Source organism: Pseudoalteromonas sp. MMG033 (genome assembly GCF_057197785.1).
The window spans coordinates 1512356-1535035 of record NZ_CM170070.1 but is presented as its reverse complement, the minus strand read 5'-3'; the positions used below and the strand labels follow the sequence as shown (position 1 = coordinate 1535035).

General features: G+C 43.6%; 20 protein-coding genes. 12 read left to right on the top strand and 8 right to left on the bottom strand.

Annotated features, from left to right (window positions below; genetic code table 11):
* Positions 1-125: 125 nt before the first annotated feature.
* The 3 genes from AC2CZC_RS06740 (at position 126) to AC2CZC_RS06730 (ending at position 3565) form a co-directional block, all read left to right on the top strand.
* Complete coding sequence (locus tag AC2CZC_RS06740) at positions 126-1364, top strand: carbohydrate porin (protein WP_484584270.1); 1239 nt, start codon at positions 126-128, stop codon at positions 1362-1364.
* Positions 1365-1723: 359 nt separating this feature from the next.
* A complete protein-coding gene (locus AC2CZC_RS06735) occupies positions 1724-2965 on the top strand; it encodes a carbohydrate porin (RefSeq protein ID WP_484584269.1) in 1242 nt (413 codons plus the stop codon).
* A 210-nt stretch (positions 2966-3175) separates the two neighbouring features.
* A complete protein-coding gene (locus AC2CZC_RS06730) occupies positions 3176-3565 on the top strand; it encodes a YbaN family protein (RefSeq protein WP_063359965.1) in 390 nt (129 codons plus the stop codon).
* A 43-nt stretch (positions 3566-3608) separates the two neighbouring features.
* Here AC2CZC_RS06730 and AC2CZC_RS06725 read toward each other — a convergent pair whose 3' ends face one another.
* On the bottom strand, positions 3609-5849 hold the full coding sequence (locus tag AC2CZC_RS06725) for a TonB-dependent receptor domain-containing protein (RefSeq protein WP_484584268.1): 2241 nt from the start codon (positions 5847-5849) through the stop codon (positions 3609-3611).
* 216 nt (positions 5850-6065) lie between these two features.
* On the opposite strand from AC2CZC_RS06725, the gene AC2CZC_RS06720 reads away from it, so the two are divergent.
* From AC2CZC_RS06720 to AC2CZC_RS06710, 3 genes are all read left to right on the top strand, one after another.
* The gene (locus tag AC2CZC_RS06720) at positions 6066-6506 is read left to right on the top strand and encodes a DUF4920 domain-containing protein (protein ID WP_484584267.1); all 441 of its coding nucleotides are present in this window, start codon (positions 6066-6068) and stop codon (positions 6504-6506) included.
* A gap of 8 nt (positions 6507-6514) precedes the next feature.
* A complete protein-coding gene (locus AC2CZC_RS06715; RefSeq protein ID WP_484584266.1) occupies positions 6515-7072 on the top strand; it encodes a PepSY-associated TM helix domain-containing protein in 558 nt (185 codons plus the stop codon).
* A 135-nt stretch (positions 7073-7207) separates the two neighbouring features.
* A complete protein-coding gene (locus tag AC2CZC_RS06710; RefSeq protein WP_484584265.1) occupies positions 7208-7669 on the top strand; it encodes a DUF1842 domain-containing protein in 462 nt (153 codons plus the stop codon).
* Here AC2CZC_RS06710 and AC2CZC_RS06705 read toward each other — a convergent pair.
* The 5 genes from AC2CZC_RS06705 to AC2CZC_RS06685 form a co-directional block, all read right to left on the bottom strand.
* Positions 7659-8078 (bottom strand): carboxymuconolactone decarboxylase family protein, encoded by a 420-nt coding sequence (locus tag AC2CZC_RS06705; RefSeq protein WP_484584264.1) that lies wholly within the window; start codon positions 8076-8078, stop codon positions 7659-7661. The genes AC2CZC_RS06710 and AC2CZC_RS06705 overlap by 11 nt on opposite strands.
* Positions 8079-8175: 97 nt before the next feature.
* Complete coding sequence (lspA, locus tag AC2CZC_RS06700) at positions 8176-8667, bottom strand: signal peptidase II (protein ID WP_484584263.1); 492 nt, start codon at positions 8665-8667, stop codon at positions 8176-8178.
* Positions 8668-8751: 84 nt separating this feature from the next.
* The gene (locus AC2CZC_RS06695) at positions 8752-10443 is read right to left on the bottom strand and encodes a methyl-accepting chemotaxis protein (protein ID WP_484584262.1); all 1692 of its coding nucleotides are present in this window, start codon (positions 10441-10443) and stop codon (positions 8752-8754) included.
* 40 nt (positions 10444-10483) lie between these two features.
* Positions 10484-10900, bottom strand: coding sequence for a BLUF domain-containing protein (locus AC2CZC_RS06690; RefSeq protein ID WP_484584261.1), 417 nt, complete (start codon positions 10898-10900; stop codon positions 10484-10486).
* 77 nt (positions 10901-10977) lie between these two features.
* Positions 10978-12621, bottom strand: coding sequence for a methyl-accepting chemotaxis protein (locus tag AC2CZC_RS06685; protein ID WP_484584260.1), 1644 nt, complete (start codon positions 12619-12621; stop codon positions 10978-10980).
* A gap of 220 nt (positions 12622-12841) precedes the next feature.
* Here AC2CZC_RS06685 and AC2CZC_RS06680 point away from each other — a divergent pair, with 220 nt between their 5' ends.
* Complete coding sequence (locus AC2CZC_RS06680) at positions 12842-14962, top strand: TonB-dependent receptor plug domain-containing protein (RefSeq protein WP_484584259.1); 2121 nt, start codon at positions 12842-12844, stop codon at positions 14960-14962.
* Positions 14952-15449: a TlpA family protein disulfide reductase gene (locus AC2CZC_RS06675; RefSeq protein ID WP_484584258.1), complete on the top strand. Its 498-nt coding sequence runs from the start codon at positions 14952-14954 to the stop codon at positions 15447-15449. Before AC2CZC_RS06680 ends, AC2CZC_RS06675 begins: the two co-directional genes overlap by 11 nt.
* Positions 15450-15454: 5 nt before the next feature.
* On the opposite strand, the gene AC2CZC_RS06670 is transcribed toward AC2CZC_RS06675, so the two are convergent.
* A complete protein-coding gene (locus AC2CZC_RS06670) occupies positions 15455-15625 on the bottom strand; it encodes a hypothetical protein (protein ID WP_155401336.1) in 171 nt (56 codons plus the stop codon).
* A 455-nt stretch (positions 15626-16080) separates the two neighbouring features.
* On the opposite strand from AC2CZC_RS06670, the gene AC2CZC_RS06665 reads away from it, so the two are divergent.
* From AC2CZC_RS06665 to AC2CZC_RS06655, 3 genes are all read left to right on the top strand, one after another.
* The gene (locus AC2CZC_RS06665; RefSeq protein ID WP_484584257.1) at positions 16081-17613 is read left to right on the top strand and encodes a response regulator; all 1533 of its coding nucleotides are present in this window, start codon (positions 16081-16083) and stop codon (positions 17611-17613) included.
* An 11-nt stretch (positions 17614-17624) separates the two neighbouring features.
* Positions 17625-18410, top strand: coding sequence for a substrate-binding periplasmic protein (locus AC2CZC_RS06660; protein ID WP_484584256.1), 786 nt, complete (start codon positions 17625-17627; stop codon positions 18408-18410).
* A 114-nt stretch (positions 18411-18524) separates the two neighbouring features.
* Positions 18525-19400 carry a DUF417 family protein gene (locus AC2CZC_RS06655; protein ID WP_484584255.1) on the top strand — a complete coding sequence of 292 codons (876 nt, stop codon included), beginning with the start codon at positions 18525-18527 and terminating at the stop codon, positions 19398-19400.
* Here the strand turns inward: AC2CZC_RS06655 and AC2CZC_RS06650 are convergent.
* Positions 19363-20973, bottom strand: coding sequence for a CHASE domain-containing protein (locus AC2CZC_RS06650; protein ID WP_484584254.1), 1611 nt, complete (start codon positions 20971-20973; stop codon positions 19363-19365). The genes AC2CZC_RS06655 and AC2CZC_RS06650 overlap by 38 nt on opposite strands.
* Before the next feature lie 224 nt (positions 20974-21197).
* Here AC2CZC_RS06650 and AC2CZC_RS06645 point away from each other — a divergent pair, with 224 nt between their 5' ends.
* Complete coding sequence (locus AC2CZC_RS06645) at positions 21198-22613, top strand: DEAD/DEAH box helicase (protein ID WP_484584253.1); 1416 nt, start codon at positions 21198-21200, stop codon at positions 22611-22613.
* The last annotated feature ends 67 nt before the right edge of the window (positions 22614-22680 follow it).

Sequence of the window (22680 nt, the reverse complement as noted above, 5' to 3'; positions counted from 1 at the left end):
CTAGATCTTCAACTATTCAAAAAGATTAAAAAATTTCTGATAACAACCGTGTCTTGTTAATGGCAAGTCGGAAATACTCAGCTACCCTTTATGACAGATACGCCTGCTTTTAAGGATATGCCCCAATGCCACTCACAGAATATAAATACCTTGGCGCCACCCTGACGCTTTTAACCTTGTCTTTACCCACTGTTGCTAATGCCTCTGAGCTTGCAGAGTTAAAACAGCAACTGCAAAAACTACAGCAGAAAATAGAAAAGCTGGAAGCTCAGCAAAAACGCAAGCCCAAAGTCAGTAAATCGGCGCCCAGTATTAAAGTCGGAGGGGCCGTCAGAACCACACTCAGCCACACATCTTATGATGATGATAATAAAAATCGCGGAGGGGACTTTGAGCTTGATGTATTCAGAATCAATTTTTCGGGCAATATCGGTGGTTTTGGTTTGAACGCAGAGTGGCGTTACTTTGATTATATGACCGCCGTGAAGTATGCCTACTTATATTACGATTTTGCCAAAGACTGGCAAGCGCAAGTTGGCATGACCAAGGTGCCATTTGGCAATTGGCCATATAATTCTCACAGTTGGTTTTTTGGCACAACCTATTATGTGGGCTTAGAAGACGACCATGACATGGGCATCTTATTTAAACGCAAACTGGCAGACAATTGGCAGCTCGATTTGGGTTTTTTCAAAAATGATGAGTTAGGTGGCGTAGATGGGTATGTTGAATCGCGCAGCGATCGCTACTCATATGACATCGTCGGCGCGCGCCCTCAAGCAGAAGGGATTTATGATGACCCAACGCAACCGCTTGGCGAATACAATACCTTCGCAGGTCGCTACGGTTATCATTTTAAGCATAAAGGCGGCACAACGGAGTTCGGTGTCTCCGGTTTAATGGGCAACTTACATAACGGCATAGAAAAAGCGGGCGAGTACCAAGCATGGGCAGTGCATTTGAATGCCAATATTGGCAAATGGAATCTTCAACTACAACATGGTGAATATGACTATGACATCGCAGGCATAGATAGAATTGCGGTGGGTGCCTATGCATTCTATGACTCAATCGCCGCAGAAGCGACCATGTCTAATTTCAATGTCGCCTATAACATGAAGGTCAAATTGGGCCCCATCAATGCACTACAATTTTATAATGACTTTGGCATCATTTATGATAAATCAGACCAAAGTCACGATACCTGGATGAACGTGACTGGGGTCTCTATGTCCGCAGGCGCATTTTTCTCCTATTTGGACTTTGTGAATGCCAAAAACCAGCCCTTCGTTGGTGGCTCTATCGCCGGAGACAGCGATGATACACAAAGACGCTTTAACCTGAATTTTGGTTATTACTTTTAGACTTCCCCTTTAGTGATGGCCAAATATTCCTATTTGGCCGAAAAAAGTAATAAAAGCGGAATTTTTTTATAGAAAAAAGTATGTCTTAAACACTGTTGACCATTTATTTACAGAAAAGAACATAAGCAACTGATTAAGAAGCACAAAATTGTAAATAACGCAAAAAATAAAGCTGTGCAAGCTGACTTTTACATAACAAAATTTAAGCAAACCTCTGACAAAAACCAATCCTTTTCACCGCTGCGATACAATCCAATTACAAACCATAAAAAATTGCAATTTTCCCTAATTTGCACACATAAATATTGTGCGTTAGTCTTGCGCCTTTGTTAATTTTCACCCCTTGGATATTCTAATCAATGTCAAGAAGTACCGGACAGGCTTTGGCCTTAAGTGGCGCGCTTTTAGCCGCTGCACCACATGCATTTTCAGCCGATAATGAGCTTAGTGAATTGAAACAACAGCTCGAAAAATTAGAGCAAAAAATTCAACAATTAGAAGCTAATCAAACTGCTGAAAATACGGTTGAAGCGGATGCAGAATCAGGCATAAAAGTGGGTGGTGCGATACGCGTAAACTACTCGACAAATTCATACGATGAAGATACTAAAAACCGAGGTGGTGACTTAGATTTTGACGTATTTCGCTTTAACCTTTCAGGTGAGGTGGCTGACATTGGCTTAAATGCGGAAATCCGCTTTTTCGACTATATGACGGCGGTTAAATATGCTTATCTAGATTATGACATCACATCACAATGGCAAGCGCAGTTAGGTTTAACGCAAGTGCCTTTTGGCAACGACCCATATAACTCACACAGCTTTTTCATGAGTCCCAATTATTATCTTGGTCTGGAAGACGACTACGACATGGGTTTGGTGATGCGCAGACAAGTGGCAGATAACTGGCAGCTAGATCTGGGCTTTTTCAAAAATGATGAGCTCGGTGGTGTCGACGGTTATGTGGAAGACCGTAAAGATAGATATTCCATCGACATCGTAGGTGTTCGCGCCAATGACGAAGGCATTTATGATGAACCGGCAGCTAAGCTTGGCGAGCACAACACCTTTGTTGCACGTTACGCATATCATGTAGATCACACTGCTGGGTCAACTGCGATTGGTGTATCAGCGCTATCCGGTGGTCTTCACGATGGTCAATACAGTGCCGGTGATTACCATGCTTGGGCGTTCCATATTAACAGTAATATTGGCAACTGGAACCTGCAATTCCAACACAGTCAATACGACTATCAAATCGACGCGAGTCAACGCATTGCTATCGCAGCCAATGCCACTTATGACACTATGCCAACAGAAGCGACATCAACAAGCGCAAACATTGCCTACAACTTGTCAGTAAACTACGGCCCAATCACGCACCTGCAGCTGTACAATGATTTTGGCACCATTTATAACAAATCGGATGATTCTGCTAATTCGTGGATGAATGTCACTGGCATGGCCGTCACAGCGGGCCCTATCTTTTCATACATTGATTTAGTGCACGCAAAGAACCAACCTTTTGTTGGTGGCACGCTATCAGGGCAAAGTGATGACGTAGAGCGACGCTTTAATATTAACATCGGTTACTACTTCTAATTTTGCTCAAAAGACCATGAAAATACACACTATTTTCATGGTCTCTCCAGACAAATTCTCCCCTTCTTTTGCATAATTTACTGCATTTTTCGTCTATAATGGAAAAGCATCTGCTGTTAAAATACCGCCTGTGCACTGACATGTAATTACCAATCAAACTTGCGTAGTTGCGAATTAAGCGACACTTGCAAAAAGGAGAAACAGCTCATTATGAAAAAGCTTTTTAATCGCTGTTTCTGGCTTCATGCTGCTGGGATCATTTTTGTCGGCCTTGGTTTTATTGGTATGGCACTGCCCGTGATGCCCACCACCATTTTTTTTATTCTGGCACTGGCGTGCTTCTCTCGCTCTTCACCCAAATTCGAACACTGGCTGCTTACCCATCCCAAATTTGGCCCGTCGCTAGTTGCTTGGCGAGAGTATCAAGTGGTTCCCCCAAAAGGAAAGTGGGGCGCGGGGATAGGCATGTTAATTGGATACATTATTTTGTGTTTTAGTGCCGCTCCATGGTATGTGCTGGTGTTAGTCGCGGTGATTGAAATTGCGGTACTGGCTTATGTACTCACTCGCCCTTCTCACCCTCCTGCGAGCGCAAACTAATACGATCAAGATCAGGCTCACCTAAAGTAAGCCTGCTATTCATTTAAAAAGTATAACTGAGCGTTAATTTATAATTCCTACCAAGCTCACTTGGATCATTCGCTTCTCCGGCAGGCGCCCTCACATAACGCTCATCCGTCACATTATCAATGCCCGCGCGAACAACCAAATCAGATAAACTACCGCTGCCCTGATATTTAGCCGTCAAATTGTAAACTTGATATGACCCCGTACCATAACCTCGTTCAAGATAGTCTTCTGTTAAGCGAGTTTGAGCACGATATGCCAGCATCTGTGCGCCAATATCCACATTCTCTAATACTGTGTAATGTAGATTTAAATTGAGCTTATCCGCAGGGGCCTCAGAGTAGGGCTGCTTATCAGTTTCAATGGTCCCTAAAAAGAAGTTAGGTACACCATAGGCATTCATATCAATGGCAGAGTATCCAAGATAACCGCTGAATTTACCCAGTTCATAATGCATCTCAACTTCCCAGCCGCGACTCACCAATTTACCGATATTTTTAGCGCTATAATCCCTATGGGTTGCGACAGGCACGCCATTAGCAGGCTTAGGTCCAGGTGCGCCAGGCTGCTTTACTCCTTGGGCATCCAGATAATACATAAACGGCACATTATCGATAAAGTTTTTGATATTGTTATCAAAATAAAGGGCCTTTAGTTCAAATTTATCGCCCCAGCTGAGCGTGTCTAAAAAAATGCCAAATCCGCCTTCTAGGTTTTCAGACTCCTCTGGCTTTAAATCTGGTTGAGGCTCGTTGTAGCAGAATTTGCCACCAATATGACAGCGCCATTCACGCTTTTTATAAAGCTCTTGAACACTGGGAGCACGAAATGCCTCAGCGTATTTAAGATAAAAATTAAAATAATCTGTGACTTTTAACGTCAAACCCAGTTCACTTGATAGTGCGTCATCATCATGATCATCATATTGGGTATACACGTCGCTACTGCGCTTGTAGCCATCATAGCGAAGACCCGCTGTGATCAAGATATCATCGTCCACAAGCGACACTTGGTCGATGACAGATAACGAGATATTGTGCGCATCACTTTCACCATATTCAGAGGTTCTCACCTGATTTTCATCGAACTCAGACTGATCAAACTGCTCAACGTCATAGTTAAATTCAATGGCAACCTGATGGTCAAATGATGTACTTAAATCAAAAAGGTTAGCCAAGCGGGCGCCGTAGCGTTTGGTATGACCAAATTTACTACCTGAATAATCTATTTGCTGCCCTCGGCGCACAATATAGCCTAGGGTATAGTCATCATACGACTTATCGGAATACACCAGTTGCGCATCAAAATCGATATACGGATTGTCAGGCTGATAGACATAAGTCGAGGCAATTTCTAAATAATCATTGCTGAAGTTTTTTGACAAGGTCGGATACATCAATCCTAAACGTGTACTTAAGTTATATGGCTGATCATCAGAACGGGTTTTTGACCAGTCAATCTTACTCTGCACACTATGCGCTTTATCAATAAACCAGGTATTTTTTAACGCGATATTTTGTCGCTCTGAATCATTTTTTATTTTATCTAGTTTTGCAGCATCCGCGATTGGCTGTTCTTCACTGCCCAGCCCCGTACTCCCTACAATGTCAATATCCGAAAAACGAACGGTGCTGAGGTGTAACACCGTATCCATGTCTTCTGACAGCGTAAATAAGGAGCCCGTTAGTTGCGTGCTATCGCCATTGCTTTGATGCGTCGCAGTGACATGGGACCCAAAACCATAAGCGCCATTTAAATAATCACTGGCATCTTTGGTCGTTAAACGAATGCTCCCGCCAATGGCACCCGAACCAACCGTTAGCGAGTCAGCCCCACGCAACACTTGCACTTGCTTTAACTGACTCGGGTCAACACCTAGACTATTGATTGAGGTGAGATTGCTGCCACCATCTGATTCCATCTTTCGCTTAACATTATCCACAGAAACATGGATCCGTTCACCGTACAGGCCACGGATACTGGGCTGAGCCGCCAAAGGCGCAGCGCTACCAGTTAACTCAACTCCGGGGATCTCACGCAATATTTGCGTCAACTCCGCTTGTTGACGGCGTGCCATGGCTTCGCTGTCCAAAACCGTCACAGATCCTGCTGCATCTTTGTTAATCACTGACAATTTATGTCCGTGGACTTCTATTACATCTTCAATATTGCTGGGCTTCGCGGCGTTTGCAAACACCTTTGCAGTGCCTAACGCACACAATAAACCCAAAGAAAGCGCCGAGCGTGTAAATTTCATGTCCTTATACACCTTAAATGATAATAATAATGAATCGCATTTGAAATGCGCCGCTAGAATAATTAAACTAAGCGCTTAAAGCAATAACCAAATAACTAAAAGTTATAAATAAATCGGTACTATTTACCTAGAAAAATAGCGTGAGCAATATTCCAACATCGTCAATTTTGTCGTAACGTATTGTTCTAGTTAATACATTCAAATTAAGGAAAAGATATGAAAGCGGTTCTGGCCCCAATAATGATGATCGGTACGCTGGTGTTTAGCCAAGCGGCGCTTGCTAAAACGTATAATGGCGGCGCGGATATGAGCAAGATAACTCCCATTTCCACGCTGTTAAGTAACGCGCAAAGATATACAACAGAGCCCGCAACGATTAAGGGGACTGTGACACGTGTATGCCAAAAACGTGGTTGTTGGATGCAATTGGCCAGTGACAAAAAATTTCAAACTTTGCGCGTCAAAGTGCGTGATGGTGATATGGTTTTTCCCATGACAGCGCAAGGGAAAACAGCGTTTGCCACGGGTACTTTAAAAGTACATCCCCTCACCCTAGAGCAAACCAATCAAAGGCGTAAAGCACAAAACCTTGATCCCGTTGACACGCCCCAAGTGCTGCACCTCTTTACACCCGTTGCTGTCACCATTGAAGATTAAATCACGCCATGTCATGGTTTAAACTCAATCGCAGCCTGCATCGAGACATCGGCTATTTTTGTATTGGTATGACTTTGGTGTTTGCTATTTCTGGGATCGCGCTGAATCATATTCATCAGTTTAACTCTAACTATCAGGTCATCCGTACCAGCCATGTCATACCGCTCTCTGGGGTAAACATAGAAACCGACGACTTTGAAACAACACTGTTAACCACACTGCAGGTAAGTGACACAATAAAAGCGCGCTTCTGGCAAGATCAAACAACATACAAGCTATTTTTAGAGAAAGATACAACGCTCTACCTATATCCCCAAAAAAATGAAGTGTTAGTTGAACAAGTGAAACCACGTTTTTTACTACGACAACTTAACTTTTTACACCTCAATGAAGCCCGAGCTGCATGGATGTGGTTTTCTGATTTCTATGCAGTTTTACTCATTTATTTGGCCGTCTCTGCCCTGTTTATGGTAAAAGGAAAGCGTGGTGTTTTTGGTCCTCGGGGCTTTTTGGTGTTAGCTGGCTTCGCCGCACCGGCTATATTTATCTTTATTTACTCAACGTAAGTGAGTGTTCGCATACTAAAATCTATCACCTGTAATGCGCTGTAATGGCATAACCCTCTTTAGCAAACTAGATTGATAACACACTGCTGCAAAATTATCAGCAGTGTGATTCTCTTCAATTGGATGGACGCAGGTATGCAAATGACACAATGTGGTATCAATGGCTTATTTCTGATCAACTACTTAATTGGCCAGCAAAACCAATCACCACTGTGCCAGACGTCATTGCTGGTCTATACACCTGATAAAACATTGTCTGGACGCGCAAAGTTATTGTCGTCATCACCTCGTAAGAACGCGTTGATGTTTCACCTCAATGGAGAGTTTCACTATCGCGATACCTCAGATCCACACCCCATTGCGATTAATTTATTAGGTCAGCAAGCACAGCGCTACCCGCATCAACAAAACAGCCCTTACCACTACATAAAACTGAATATATTGTTAAACGAGCACTGGCGCTCTGGTCAGGTAGAGTTGTGTTACCGCGATCTCAGGGCCGATACTTGGCAACATCAGCCGCAATTGAGTATTCACCAAACTCACAATAACAACATTTCAGACCTCGCTCAGCTTGCCCTACAAGTTAAAAGTTAAAGCCAATCGCTACACGATTCCAACTATTTATCTGAAGCGATAGCCCGACAACGGCCAATTGCTGCGCCTGTGTTAATGGCTGCTGTGATTTAGCTGCTAAATCAAACGGCAAAGATTTTGTCACCGCGTTTGCCAACTGCAAAACAGCTTGATCAAATGCGCTCAGTAATGACAAATCAGAAGAAGAGAGTGCCGACAACAATAGGTCAAATTGCTCAGCAGGTGCGCTATTTTGCAAGGCGTCGGTATGCATTATTTGGCAATATTGGCAGCCATTTATTTGCGAGACATATAAGCGCAGCAAATGCACTGTGGCGTCCGGGAGCATTTGCTCCCCAGACTCGCCCAATGTCGCCAAGGCAGATGGTATAAATGAGTAATGTGTAAAAAGTTCGCTTTGAGATATCATAAATTGCTCCTGTTTATTTGATATGTAGGAGCTTACGCCTATTGAACACAGTAAAATTGGATATTTACGACATACTCGCGCTCACACTTTATACATGCTATTTATGCTGCTCCAATTGAAAAGGCGTACACGCAATGATCATCATAGCCCCCAACAAAATAACGATATCAGCGACATTAAACACCCCTGTACGCACTGTGCCGATCCCAAGGTTGATAAAATCAATCACTGCGCCTTGATTGAAAATACGATCGAGTAAATTCCCCAAACCACCCGCAAATATCAATGCGAGGGACGTCAATTGTCGTTTTGATAAATCATGGCTTTTAATCATATAGCCGAGCAATGCCAGCAAAAATAATCCAATAACCCCAACAAATAACACCATCCGCTGGGCAGGAGATAACTCAGCACCCAAAGACAGGAATACGCCTAGGTTTTCGGTATACCCAATGCGTACCACATCTCCCAAATAACTGGTCATCTGCCAAGCAACTAGGCTGTCGCTGGCCCACCACTTGGTGCCTTGATCAAGTATCAAGCAAATGATGCACACCAATAAAATATGTCCCGTTTTGCTTTCTTTCATTTTATTTGCTCCTGCGCTGCGTTTTATCACTATAAAAAGCAGTTAGTGAACATAAAATGACAACTCGATAAATAGGCTAAGTGATTAGGTCACAAAACGGTTAAAGTTAGTGTGTAAATCAATAATGCGTTTGGCAATATTATGATTAGCATCGGCCGTTTCACTTGCCCCTTGCGCTGTCTCTTTTGCCAAATCATTAATATTATTAATGTTTTTATCTATATCAACTGCAACCATAGATTGCTCTTCAGTGGCTGTCGCAATTTGTGTATTTAAGTCATTAATTTGCTCAATCGACTCTGATGCTTCATCAAGCATTTGTTGCGTTTTTTCACTTTTTTCATAGCAGTTATGGGCACTTGCTTTGCCCTTTTCCATACTGCTCACCACTTTGTTGGCTTCCGTTTTTAAGCGATCTAATAAATCTTGAATATCTGCCGTTGATGACTGGGTGCGCGTCGCAAGCGTGCGCACTTCATCCGCGACGACGGCAAAGCCGCGCCCACTTTCTCCCGCCCTTGCCGCTTCAATGGCAGCATTGAGTGCCAACAAATTCGTTTGCTCAGAGATACTTTGAATAGCTTCCAGTACTGAGCTGATATTATTGGTCTCTTCTACCAGCTCGCCTATTTCATCCGATGCCAGGTTAAGCTCTGATACTAGGTTCTCAATAATTTGATTGGTTTGCGTTGCGATACTTTTTCCTGAGTTCACTTTTTCGCGCACCTTGGCTGTGGCTTCAGCCGCATGCGCTGTACTTTTTGACATATCCTGCGTGGTGGTCGTCATTTCATACACTGCGGACGCGACCATCTCCGTTTGATTTTTTTGCTCCGTCACACTTTGCTCTGTTTGGCGCATCACATTCATGGCCAGCTCAGAGGAACTGCCCAAGCTTTTTACGACTTCATTGGTACTTTGAATGGTAGCACGCAGCCCAGAGACAAACTTATTGAACTCCTTGGCCATAATGCCCGTTTCATCTTTTGCGGACTCATCCAGCATCACGGTTAAATCGCCATCTCCACCGGCTATCGATTTTAGCCTGACAATCAGTGCTTCAATCGGTTGCGTGATAGAGCGACCAATGACCATCGCGACGATGATAGCAATCACCACAGCCACAATCGCAGTCACGGAGATAAGCTTGATCGCTAAAATTTCATCACGCTCTGCTTGACGCGTTGCTTTTTGGGTGAACTTTTGAACATCTGCAAGGAGGGCAATTAACTCGTCTTTCAATTGATCTTCTTCCTGCTCAATCAGCTTCACCTGCGGCATCAACTCAATAAGTGGTTTTTGCGATAATTGCCCCATAAGCGCATTTATATCAAGGCTGGCCTTTGCATAATGCTTGCTTATCACATCCAATTCTTGCTGCACCTGCTTAAACTTTTTAGCCGCTTCTTGAGAGTGCGCGAGTGTGATTGCTTCAGTTGCAAAAGCCCGGGTCTCTTTTATTTCTTTACCCACTTTATCCACGGATGTGATGAGCTTTTGCTTAAGTTGACTTATTTTATTGTCATATTCAGCATGGCCGTTATCCGCCAATGATTTATACAAAAGCATGCGCTCAAGTAAAATGGCCTGCTCTAATTGATGCTCTGTGATTTGGGTAAGAAAGTTATTGAGCGGAATATCCTCTTCTGCAATATCAATTAGCTCGTATCCTATTTTTGCCATTTGCACCAAGGCTATGGTACCGACCAACAGCAGCATCGCCAGCTGAATACCACTCATTAAATAGATACGGTGTGCAATGTTTAGTTGATTCATAATCAACACCTTTTGGTTTAGTTATGCAGTTTCAAGCTTCTCAGCACTGTCTAAAATAGTGTAAAAGCTGAATTGAAAATTCTGGGTGATGCTGCAAATAATCAAAGCCGTCTTCTTGATTTAAAAACTCTGACATGCCTTCTTGCTCAATGGCGTCACACTTATCAAGACGCTTAAATCCCATTTGCCACTGTGCAAACATGCGTTTTTCAACCGTCTGCTCATGTAACTTGTTGATCCTTTCATGACGGGGATCCTGGCAAATACATGAATACAATGCCTGTACAGCATCCACCTCACCTTCTAATAATTGGATGAACGTGCCTTTGCCGTCGTACAAGAGCAAGCCGGTGATCTCATTGGCTGTATTACGGGCCCGAAAATTCGCCATCATCTTGAGTAATTCGGGCTCACCGAGCCGGTTTTTAGCCTTGCTGATGTATACCAGTTGAAACATATTGTTTGCTGCTCCACACGTGTTCTCACGAACAATAATTTAATGAACGACCATGGCGCTTTAACAAAGCATGGGTGCTAATGCACTTTAAAAAAGCTAATGGCGCTGCGCATACCAGCGGATAATTCATCTAGCTTTTGCGTCGCATCTCGATTCGTCTCTGTTACTTCAATGGCATTGTCAGACATAGAAGCTATGGAGTTCATCGCTTCAGATACTTCCGAGATCGCCCCCACTTGATCCGCACTGGCTTGCACGACTTCCCTCACCCGCTGAAGTGAATCACTGGCTTGGGCATCGATGCTTTGCAGCAACTCAGTAGCCTCTTGGATAAGCGCTTTACCATTTTCAACTTGAGGCTGAGTTTGCTCCATCGCCTCAACTGAAGCCGAAGTTTCTTTTTGAATTTCACCTATCATGGCCTCGATTTGACCTGTCGCCTCACCAGTGCGCTTCGCAAGCTGCCTTACCTCATCTGCCACCACCGCAAAGCCGCGTCCAGACTCACCCGCTCGTGCCGCTTCTATGGCAGCATTCAATGCCAGTAGGTTGGTTTGTTCTGATATGCCACTAATAACATTGGCAATCCCACCAATTTGCTCGGTATTGGCTTCTAACTTTTTGATCTGTGCAACTGTGCCATTAACCGTCTCTGCAATACGGACAATTTCAGCAGCGCTGGCAGCAATGGCATCGCGGCCTTTGTCTGCAAACTCAACTGTAGACTCAGAGTTTTCCTCTGTTCTGGCTGTCAGTTCACTAACATGATCAATGCTGCTGCGTAGGTGATCCAATCGCACCACTGTCTGCTGCGTTAAAGAAGCCTGTTGCTGTGCTGCAGCATAAATATCATCGGAGCCAGAAGATACAACCTTAGCTTGTTCAGCTAAGTCAGCCGAACCACCCACAATCTTAGAAACAATTTCAGTGAGCTGTAATTTCATATCAAATAATTTAGACAACATGCTGTTGGGGTAGTCAGTGGACATACTCTGAGTAAGATCCCCTTGTGAAATGGCCGACAAGGCCTTTTCAGCTTGGCGTACTTCACCGCCCAGCGCTTCACGAATACTCTTCGCAATCATCAACCCTATAAATACACTCACCGCAATGGCCAGTATGGTTGCACCGACCATGAACTGGCCAAATCCACCGGCGACCGCACGTGCCTCTGGCGTGGCAATTTGGTTAGCTTCTTCTTGATAGTCGATAAATTCATTGATCCGCGCCAGCCAAGTCATAAAGGCAGGTCGTGCTTGCTCAAGCACCGCCTCATCGACGTTTTCACCAGCCCGTTTTTTCTCAATAATCGTTGCCACTAAAGGCCGTGTGGTGACTTTGATGTCTTCAATGCTTTTTAAAATACGTCTTTCATTATCATTAAACGGCACCCCTTTGGATTTCATTTGTGCCATGCTGTTTTCAGCTTCAATATAAAAGCGCTCTAATTCAGCAATCTCACGTTCAAATTGGCTCAGCTCATTGTCAGAGCGGGCGATTGCCACATCTCGAATAGCTATCGCGGTGTCATGCACACTGCCTCTAAAATTAATCGCATATCGCTGTTTTACCGAATTGACATCCGTCATTTGAGCCAAGGTGTCATCTATAAAGTTAACGTCTTTAATCCCTATCCCTGTTAATATGATCATCAAACACAAAATAGCGCCGTACCCGACAGAAAGTCGCTGTCGTATCGTTAATCCCGCTAAAAAGTTCATTTATTCACCTTTTTGTCACTTCCGCTTAGTAAATTTAGGGCCTAATTTAGTCCTGCGCCAATTTCAGCCCTGTAAAAAATTAGCTTTTATTTGTTTTTACTGACAAATAGACCCTATCAAGCGCTTTCTGGTTACAAGGATAAAAAATAAATTATTACTTGCACTCAAGGTACATAAACACTTAACATTAATGATAATCATTATCATATAAATAGACGTCGTGAATTATCTAACACCATCATTAATAACTAGTCTGCTATTTAGCTCTGCGGGCGTTTTCGCAAATACTTCAACTTCAGATAAAACAGCACTTGAGCATATTGAAGTTCAAGGTGTGCAATCTCGGCTGCAAGCACGTGGCATATTAAAAGACAGCATTGCCAGAACAGAGCTGATAGATGCCGAGCAATTAAAAAATATGCAGGCTGCCAATTTAACGGAGGCGATAGATAAGGCACTCGGCATTCGAGTCTCCAACGAATGCTCAATGTGTGGCGCAAAACGCATCATGATCAATGGTATGAAGGGGGAGCACACCAATGTATTGATCGATGGCGTGCCCATGCACACCATGTTATCTGGGTTTTATGGTATGGATAGCATCGCGACATCAGGCATTGGCACCATAGAAATTGCACGCGGTGCAGGTGCATCCTTGACTGCGCCCGAAGCCATTGGCGGGACGGTTAATTTAGTGTCCCAAAAGCCAACTAAAAATGCCGCTGAGCTAGACACCGCGGTCGGCAACCATGGGTATAGAAAAGTATCCATGGTTACTATGGGCGTCAGTGAAGATGAGCGCAGCAGCATCAGTGCCATTGCGCAACAAGATAGTCGTGATCAATTTGACGGTGACCACAATGGCGTCAGTGAATCTCCACTTTTAGACAACCAGTCTATTGCCATCACGCTCACCCATGATTTATCACTCGATACGACTATCAAAGCGCGCTATGGACGCAGTGACTCTGAAGTGTTTGGCGGTCCAGTGCTTGGCGATACCACAAGCTCAATAGCCGAGACGTTGGCCAGTGTCAATCAAGGGGAAGCTGAGCGTTTGTTTGTCGATAACCAAGTCGATGGTCGTTATGTCGGCCACGCTTGGGAAACGGCAGAGTGGGTCGACACACAAAGAGAAGAGTGGTTAGTGTCGCTGCTACACAGTATGAATGATAAGCTCACTGTCGATATCAGTTATGCCAATGTTGAGCATATTCAAGACTCTTTCTATGAAAGCATTGATTATTTTGCGCAAGATGACATGCAATTTATCACTGCCAAACTCTATTATGCACTGAATGATCAGCACCTTATCACCCTGGGAGTCGATCACCGTGATGAGCAAATGCGTAGTCACAGCGCAGCACTAGCCGACAATCCACTCTATATGTCTGACAGCTTTGATTACACCGTATCAGGTTTGTATATTCAGGAAACCTATACCCCGTCCATTGATTTTGAACTGGCCTTGGCGGTACGCTTCGACCGCATCACCGCAGATTTTATCGCCAATCGAGTAACTGATAACGAAATAGATGAAACCTTAGTTTCTCCGCGGCTGGATATACGCTGGTTTCACCACGAAAACTGGACATCACGGCTATCTATAGGGCAAGGCTACCGAGCACCACTGTCTTTTTTCGAAAGCGATCATGGGATATTAGATGCTGAAAAAGGTTACTTAGTCGATGTGCATGATGTCGAACGCTCTGTCGGGTATAACTATTCACTGAACCACAGTGCGAACAAGCTCAATGCAACATTGTCATTGGCCTATACGCAAGTCGATAATCTAGCCACCCTATCTCACAACGAAACTGGCACACCTGTACTAGGCCAATTATCTGAACAGGCTGATGTGTGGGCTTGGGATCTCGCATTGAGCTATCAACTATTAGAGCAACTTCAGCTTGGCGCCAGTATTGAGACTTACAGATACAATGATGAATTTAAGTCCTCCTTTGGCATAGCACCCACCGAAAAGCGCGCCAGTATCAATCTAGAGTTTGTGCAAGCCGCGTGGACAGTCACAGCCAATTACCTATTTGTACCCAGCCGAGACTTGAGTGATTATGGCTATGAGGGTTTCAATGATATCCAGGCACAACAACCTAAAGCCACTGACGTCTCTAGTTATGGGTTGCTAGATTTTAAAGTCACCTATGCACTGACAAATGATATTAAGCTATATGCAGGTATGAATAATGCGCTAGATTACAATCAGGCAGCTGATGAAGCGTCTCCCCTGCTGTTTGACAGCGAAGGTGGATATGACGTCACCTATATTTATGCACCGCTTAGAGGCAGACAAGCATACCTTGGCTTTGACTATGACTTTTAAACCAACCTCAATACTTTGGCTTTTACTTGCAGCGCCTTTTGGCGCTGCGGCCATAAGCCCTTTTTATCTGTTAAATCTGACCCCAATCACCCAAAATGCACCTAGCAGCTTATCAGTCTACCAAGGTCAAGTGCTTGCAATCATGCTTGTACAACCTGATTGCAGCTGGTGTAAAAAGCAATATAAATTACTCGCTCAGCTCGTTGAGCAACAGCCAAAAAACTGCCATAAACTGGCCGTAATGATGATGGCAACAGGGGGCGACAGACACACTCTAAAAAGGGCAATGAAACGTTATCAAAGTCACTTTCCCATCACTACCTTGCCTAATAAATTGGCGCAGTCATTGACCGTAAAAAGCGCACCACAATTGTTTATTTTAGATAGCGAGGGAGTATTAGTGACCTACCACATTGGCTTTATGCCAGAACATGCTTTACGAAGTGCATTGAATGGGTTAATGGCAAATGCGCAATGTCAGGCTTAGCTGGGTTAGTTTGCTTTACCCAGCCAGTTTAAAAAGCCTTTTGCATCGGCGGTATTTGCAAAGTCGATGTAACTTAGGCCTGATTGATGCTTTACTGCCATGCGGCATTTATGCATAGAAATTGATTGGACCGGTAACGTAATCGCCACCTGCTGTCCTTGGTATAAGTAAGACATAATAAAACGCTCATTTTTTAATATTAATATCTCTACGTGCACAATACACAAAGAGATTTATTTACATGATGCCTTATTAAGGTCTGCTGAATAGTGCCCACACTCGGTGGCAACATTTATAACCATGATAATGACATGGTCGTACAATTGATAATTTCAAGACAGACGCATTAAGGCGCTAACTTTAAAACTATGACTGACTGGATCAAGGTAAGACATATTACTGCTTATTTTTGTGAGTTTCATAAGCAAGTTGGTCAGCATACTTTAATTGATTAAACTGTACAAGAGAAAAATGAAGTTTATGTGTCATTTTTACGCAATTCTCTTTTCAAAGTGACTTTTCAATAACCCATGGCGTCAGACTGCAATACTTCACTGTACATAAAATCTGCACCTATGTCTGTAATGACTATACTTAACTATGCTACTAGCCTAATTTTGGAGGATACTTTGTGCACAGACTGGAAAAGGAACTGTACGCGAAGCTAAAAGAACACCCAGAGATTTTCGACTTTGTGGTTGAATCGTCTTTGGATGGTCTGTGGTACTGGGATCTTGATAACCCAGAACAAGAATGGATGAGCCCCAAATTATGGCAGACACTTGGTTACGACCCCAATACCAAAAAACACGAGGTCAGCGAGTGGCATAAAATCATCAATCAAGACGACCTCCAACAAGCCCTTGATAACTTCGAAAAGCACAAAGCAGATCCAAGCCACCCTTATGACCAAGTAGTCAGGTATACCCACGCTACTGGCAAGACAATCTGGATACGGTGTAAAGGATTAATAATCAGAGAGTCGGATGGCCACCCAACTCGCATGATTGGCTCTCACATCGATATCACTGAATTTAAAGAAAGTGAACGTCGGGCTATTGAGGAACTCGAAGCCCGAGAGCAGTTTTTTGCACGGATGTCGCATGAAATCCGCACCCCCCTTTTTGGCATCTTAGGTATTGCCGGGACTTTGAAAAGCGCTGTGGGCAATGAAAAAATAGCACAAGATATCAGTACCATATTGAGCTGTGGCGAACAGTTGCAATCTCTTCTCAATGATATACTCACGCTGTCTAAACTAGACGCTGAAAAACTCTCCACCAGCATCGAAAAGGTCTCGCTAGACAATGTATTCAGCCATATTCACGAACTGTACGATGCTGCGGCAAATGAAAAGCAATTAACCCTCAATGTTGAGACACACAACCTCACTCATGTTTATGTTAAAACAGATAAAGTACGGCTCACCCAAGTTTTGAGTAACCTAGTCAGCAATGCAATCAAATATACTAAGTCAGGTTCGGTGACCATCAGCGCGGCGATCACAGCGCAAGCATGCACAGTCTCTGTCATCGACACGGGTGTTGGCATTAAAGATGTCGATGCGATATTTCAAGCGTATACCCAAGAAGACAACTCTTATGAAGGCATGGTCAGCGGCAGCGGGTTGGGACTAGAGGTTGTCTCTCAACTCTGTGAGTTACTCGATTATCAACTTACCTTTGAATCCCAGCTTGGTGTGGGCACACAAGTCTCTATCTCAATGCCTGTGGAAATCATCAAGCAACACAGCGAACCAGAGCCCATCGCAACCAAGGTACACATTCCCGATATTGACCGTGTTTTGGTGGTTGATGACAACGCACTCAATCTCGTTATCACCAATAAAATGCTCTCGACATTTTGTACCGACATAGAGCAAGCATCTGATGGCTATGAAGCGCTACAAGTTATTAATAACTCGCCGCCTTTTGATCTCATTTTACTCGATATCAATATGCCAAAAATGAATGGCTATGAAGTACTCGCATTGCTCAAGACGATGTCAATGTCAGAATCTACTCGGATCATCATGCTGTCAGCTGATGCTTACGAAGCCACACAGCAAAAATGCCTTGAACTGGGTGCAAATGGGTATTTGACCAAGCCGTTTAATCAGCAAGAGTTAATGGAAGCTCTTGCTACCGCAGACTCGAGTACATAGTGCCAACGCTTATGACAACGACCAAGCTCTCTGCTTTCACAGTACTATTTTTAAATCTGGCTTTTTTAGTGCTGAGTCATTCACTCCATGCGCGCACCTTGACGATTACGATTGGTGAATATCCTCCCTACTCTGGAAAAAGCTTAGCGCACCAGGGACTAGTGCCACAAATCCTTCGAAAAGCCTTTGCCAAGCAAAATATTCAGGTCAAGTTTGTCTTTATGCCTTGGGCACGCAGCTTTAAAGAGTCCGAGAAAATCAACTATGATGCATCTGCATTTTGGTTTTGTACGGATAAGAGGCAGCAAGATTATTTTTGTAGTACAGCATTGTATGAAGAGACCGCAGTGTTTTTTTACAATAAAAATAATCCCGTTCCTCCTTGGCGTTCCCTGCCGGAGCTAGATAAATACCGCATCGGCGCAACTCGCGGCTACAGCTATACACAAGAGTTTTGGCAATTGGCAAATACTGGTTTCTTAGATATCAATGTCATGACCCGAGATGAACAGAATCTTTCAATGCTACTCAAAGGGAGAATTGACCTTTTCCCCATGGGGTTACTGCCTGCAACCTATTTGTTAGAGCAAAAGTACCCAAATGAAAAGCATCAGCTCAGTTACCACACTACACCGCTCATGACAGGGACATTGCACCTGTTATTTCCAAAAGACAAAGACGGGTCAATAGAATTGTTAAAAACCTTTAATGAGGGAATGCAAAAAATCAAAGCGAGCGGTGAATACCAAGCCATATTGACCCAAGCCCAAAGTACTCATGCTATTCACACTCCCTAGTATCAATAATTAGCATTGAAAAATGCTACTGAGGATGTGCTTTACTTCACGACAAGTGAAATATATATCTACTTGATGCGGTCTTTAAGAATAGTTCATATTCTTGGAGTTCATATGCAACATAAAATGCTTATAAATTTGGTGACCGGTTCATTGGCCTTTAGCTTATTTATTTTCGGGTTATCAATGATGCTAGGCGGCAACGATCGCTATGTGCACGCCATGACACAGCTTTATTCCTTAGATAGTATTTTATCACAGATGCATGCGGCACAATTACTCGGTGGTGTGATTGTGATAATTAGCGCAATGCTTATCTTTCAGCACTCCGTGCTAAAAAAAGCAGCTGGCATCGGGTTATTTGTGCTTAGCGCTCTATTTTTACTCTCTTTATTTTCTGAAGCCCGCTGGATATCTTCCCTTGGTGGATTTCCTGTTATTGGTTCCGGACAAGGGATCATCAAATATTTCGCGCTGTTGCCTATTGCAACTTATCTATTTTTACGTGATAAATTGACTGATAATCAACATCTCTGGTTCAACTTTTTCCCTGTCGCACTGGTACTTGTGTGGATAGGCAGCATGAAGTTTTTTGAATTTGAAGCGAAAGGGATAGAGACGCTAGTAAATCACTCGCCATTTATGTCATGGATGTATGACTTGATGTCGCTACAAATGGCATCAAACGTCATTGGCATCTACGACTTATTTATCGCGGGATTACTCGCAGTCGCGCTGGCTCATCAAAGCAAGGTATTAGTGAACATTGCCATTCTTGGCTGCGGTGTGGTCTTTATCATGACACAAACTTTTCTATTCACAACTCCGGGGGCACTCAGTGCAACCACACTGCTAACAGGCACAGGGCAGTTTATTATCAAAGACATTTGGTTTATCTGTAACTTATTAATCATCACATGGATAGCCCATAACCCAAGTATGCAACAACATACTAATCAACAATACTCATCGGTACCTGTGGAGAATTAGGCTTAACCAAATTCACGATGTGCGCGCAATTACGGCCATTTTCTTTGGCCGTATACATTGCTCGATCAGCATGATTCAACGCAATTTCAGCACTTTCATGACTACTCGGGCGCATCACTGCAGCACCAATACTGACAGACACAAACTTATAGGCATCAGAACCTTCATGTCTTATTTTTAGCCCTTGAACGACCTCTAAGCATTGGTCACAGAGCGAATCTACTCGTTCTGTATCTGGCAAAATAAAGACAAACTCTTCACCGCCAATACGTGCAAACACATCACAGGGACGCTTTGCCAAAGCATTCAAGGCTTGCGCAACACTGCGAAGGCATTCATCTCCCATTATGTGCCCATAGCGGTCGTTATATTCTTTAAAATAATCAATATCAACCACCAGCAAACTGATAGGGCTCGCAATACGCGCAGCTCGGCGGAATTCCTTTTGCAGCTGCAAGTCGAAAAAACGTCGATTCGAAACCTGTGTTAAACCATCCACTTGCGTTAGTACCTGCAATTGCGCATTAGCCTTGTCCAGCTCATATGTTTTTGCTCTTACAGCTTGCGCTATGGCCAGCTGCTTACGATATAACAAGCGAACATATAGCACCGTCAGGAGCGTCGATAAAAAACCAATAACCAACACGATATAAGGCACTGCTGAAGTGCGACTTGCGATGAATTGAGAAGAGGGCGTCGCGCTTATTTGCCAATCTCGCCCCCACAATTCAATCCAAACAATAACTGGCGGTATACCCGCCTCTAATGTTCCATCTACATGTAACTCTTGATGCGTCGGTTCAGTCACATCCTTAATTGTAAAAGCAATATCGCCCTCATTTTTACCAAGCTTGGACTGTGCAAGCAAAGCCTGCACTTTAAATACCCCGACAACAAAACCGAGAATGTGCTCTCTTTTTTCAAGCACGGTAACCGGCCTATCAAGATACACCGGCCGCATCGCTAAAAATGCACTGTGTCCTTTGGGGTCTTGAACCAATTTAAGACTTGATGTGGCAAGCGGTAGAGCAAGATCTCTTGAAGCCTGAATAGTGGATTTCCTGTGTGAGTCAGATAATAAATCAAACCCCAGTACAATCTCATTATTGTAAATCGGCTCTACAAACTGAATTGGATAATATTCTGACCGCTCTGTTGCGTACTGCATAGTACCTGAGGGGTGTCGTTCCGTAATTGAAAAGTGGGAGTGGTGTTTTAGACCATCTTGCTCAAACGGCAAACGATTTACATGCTCCACCCTTGGCGCCCACTCCAACGCCTGAATTCCAGGGTGATGCCCGATGAGCTCCGCGGCAACCTTTTTAAATAAAGGCTTGGTTACATTTGGCTGAGTTTCAAATAACATTGCCAAACTATGTAATGTTGCTAAGCGATTCAGTACATTCTGCTTAAAAGAATCAACACGCAAAAGATATTCTTGGTTAAATTCCTGGTTAATTAAACGCTGTTGCTCGGCGTATAAGGCATAACCTAAAAATCCCGTTAAGCTAAATCCAAGTAACACCACAAGTCCTTGCAATAGCCCAGCATAATGACGACGCGTAAAATCCATGCTTACCCCCAATCATCCTTGTCAACTGCAAGTATAGATAAAGGCATCAATAACACCGCATTTTTAATAAAAATTAGTCTCTCACCGATGCATAGCCATATCACAATTCATTCGGCAGATACCCGCTTCTCTGCTATTATCGCTAACTTGCGATATTACTGTCGCTCAACATAAGATTAAAGCAAAGGCCGAGCTGCACTTTGGCCAAACAGAAGAGAACTTGCATGAATTTTTCCCAACTTGGGCTATCTCAAGTACTGTTAGATACACTTCAGTCTAAAGGGTATCAATCACCGACTCCTATCCAACAGCAAGCAATCCCAGCCGTTCTAACTGGTGAGGATGTCATGGCAGCCGCGCAAACAGGCACAGGTAAAACAGCCGCGTTTACCTTACCTTTAATCGAAAAACTGTTAGCCTCTCAACAGCCTCATGCTAATCAGGCCCGTGTTTTAGTCTTAGCGCCAACACGAGAACTCGCGATTCAGATAGCCGAGAGCGTAGAAACTTATAGCGCAGGTACTAGAATTCGTAGCACTGTTGTATATGGCGGGGTAAAAATAAACCCACAGATGATGCGCTTGAGAAAAGGCGTAGACATCTTAATTGCGACACCGGGTAGGCTACTGGATCTATACCAACAAAATGCGGTGAAATTCACAGAGCTCAGTACATTAGTCTTGGACGAAGCAGACCGTATGCTAGATATGGGCTTTATTCATGATTTAAAGAAAATAATCAGCCTATTACCTAAAAAGCGTCAAAACTTACTTTTTTCCGCTACTTTTTCTGACCCTATTCGCGCATTGGCAAAAACACTCTTTGCAGCCCCTGTTGAGATTTCTGTTGCCGCAGAAAACACTGCTGCAAAAACGGTAATTCAAAGTGCATATGCTCTCGATAAATCACAAAAAAACAAGCTTTTAAGTCATTTCGTTTTACATAAAAAGTGGCAGCAGGTCTTGGTTTTTTGTCGTACTAAGCACGGTGCAAATCGCTTAGTTACGTATCTTGAGAAAAATCATATCAGTGCAGCAGCAATACACGGTAATAAATCCCAAGGCGCAAGGGTAAGAGCATTAAATGGCTTTAAAACAGGTGAAATCAATGTGCTTGTTGCCACAGATATTGTGGCTCGTGGTCTTGATATCAGTGAGCTTCCCTATGTAGTCAATTACGATTTGCCTAACACTTATGAAGACTATGTACACAGAATTGGGCGTACTGGTCGTGCAGGTGCAGAGGGCGTAGCTGTGTCATTTGTAACACTTGCGGATGCCGATGATCTGTACGGTATTGAACGCTTTATTGGCGCACTCATCCCTAGGGCAGAAGAACCTGGATTTACCCCTCAAAATCCAGTGCCTGAGAGAGCGTTAGATACCAGGCCTATTAAGCCAAAAAAACCAAAAAAACCAAAAAAAAAGCAGCAAAATGACACAGACAGTGTGCAGCAGTCAGCCAAGTCAAAAGATCCGGTAAAGACAAAAGGTTCTGTCAAAAAAAAACGGCCTCAGCGCAGAGCGAAATCAGCAGCCGACAACTCAACGCACAGTGCTCAGCAACCTGCCAAGTCAAAACCACGTAGTCAAAAGCAGAGCAGTCGCGCCGACCACAAAGCAAGAACATCACACAAATAATGCCACGTCTGAAAAGCTGAATTTATCTCAGCTTTTCTCCCCCTCTAGCTATCACCTGAGTTTATAT

Coding starts and splice junctions, on each gene's coding strand:
- AC2CZC_RS06675 (WP_484584258.1), top strand. CDS start 14,952: ATGACTTTTAAACCAACCTCAATACTTTGGCTTTTACTTGCAGCGCCT.
- AC2CZC_RS06685 (WP_484584260.1), bottom strand. CDS start 12,621: ATGAACTTTTTAGCGGGATTAACGATACGACAGCGACTTTCTGTCGGG.
- AC2CZC_RS06740 (WP_484584270.1), top strand. CDS start 126: ATGCCACTCACAGAATATAAATACCTTGGCGCCACCCTGACGCTTTTA.
- AC2CZC_RS06690 (WP_484584261.1), bottom strand. CDS start 10,900: ATGTTTCAACTGGTATACATCAGCAAGGCTAAAAACCGGCTCGGTGAG.
- AC2CZC_RS06715 (WP_484584266.1), top strand. CDS start 6,515: ATGTCATGGTTTAAACTCAATCGCAGCCTGCATCGAGACATCGGCTAT.
- AC2CZC_RS06655 (WP_484584255.1), top strand. CDS start 18,525: ATGCAACATAAAATGCTTATAAATTTGGTGACCGGTTCATTGGCCTTT.
- AC2CZC_RS06720 (WP_484584267.1), top strand. CDS start 6,066: ATGAAAGCGGTTCTGGCCCCAATAATGATGATCGGTACGCTGGTGTTT.
- AC2CZC_RS06735 (WP_484584269.1), top strand. CDS start 1,724: ATGTCAAGAAGTACCGGACAGGCTTTGGCCTTAAGTGGCGCGCTTTTA.
- AC2CZC_RS06710 (WP_484584265.1), top strand. CDS start 7,208: ATGCAAATGACACAATGTGGTATCAATGGCTTATTTCTGATCAACTAC.
- AC2CZC_RS06705 (WP_484584264.1), bottom strand. CDS start 8,078: ATGATATCTCAAAGCGAACTTTTTACACATTACTCATTTATACCATCT.
- lspA (WP_484584263.1), bottom strand. CDS start 8,667: ATGAAAGAAAGCAAAACGGGACATATTTTATTGGTGTGCATCATTTGC.
- AC2CZC_RS06645 (WP_484584253.1), top strand. CDS start 21,198: ATGAATTTTTCCCAACTTGGGCTATCTCAAGTACTGTTAGATACACTT.
- AC2CZC_RS06660 (WP_484584256.1), top strand. CDS start 17,625: ATGACAACGACCAAGCTCTCTGCTTTCACAGTACTATTTTTAAATCTG.
- AC2CZC_RS06670 (WP_155401336.1), bottom strand. CDS start 15,625: ATGTCTTACTTATACCAAGGACAGCAGGTGGCGATTACGTTACCGGTC.
- AC2CZC_RS06730 (WP_063359965.1), top strand. CDS start 3,176: ATGAAAAAGCTTTTTAATCGCTGTTTCTGGCTTCATGCTGCTGGGATC.
- AC2CZC_RS06725 (WP_484584268.1), bottom strand. CDS start 5,849: ATGAAATTTACACGCTCGGCGCTTTCTTTGGGTTTATTGTGTGCGTTA.
- AC2CZC_RS06695 (WP_484584262.1), bottom strand. CDS start 10,443: ATGAATCAACTAAACATTGCACACCGTATCTATTTAATGAGTGGTATT.
- AC2CZC_RS06650 (WP_484584254.1), bottom strand. CDS start 20,973: ATGGATTTTACGCGTCGTCATTATGCTGGGCTATTGCAAGGACTTGTG.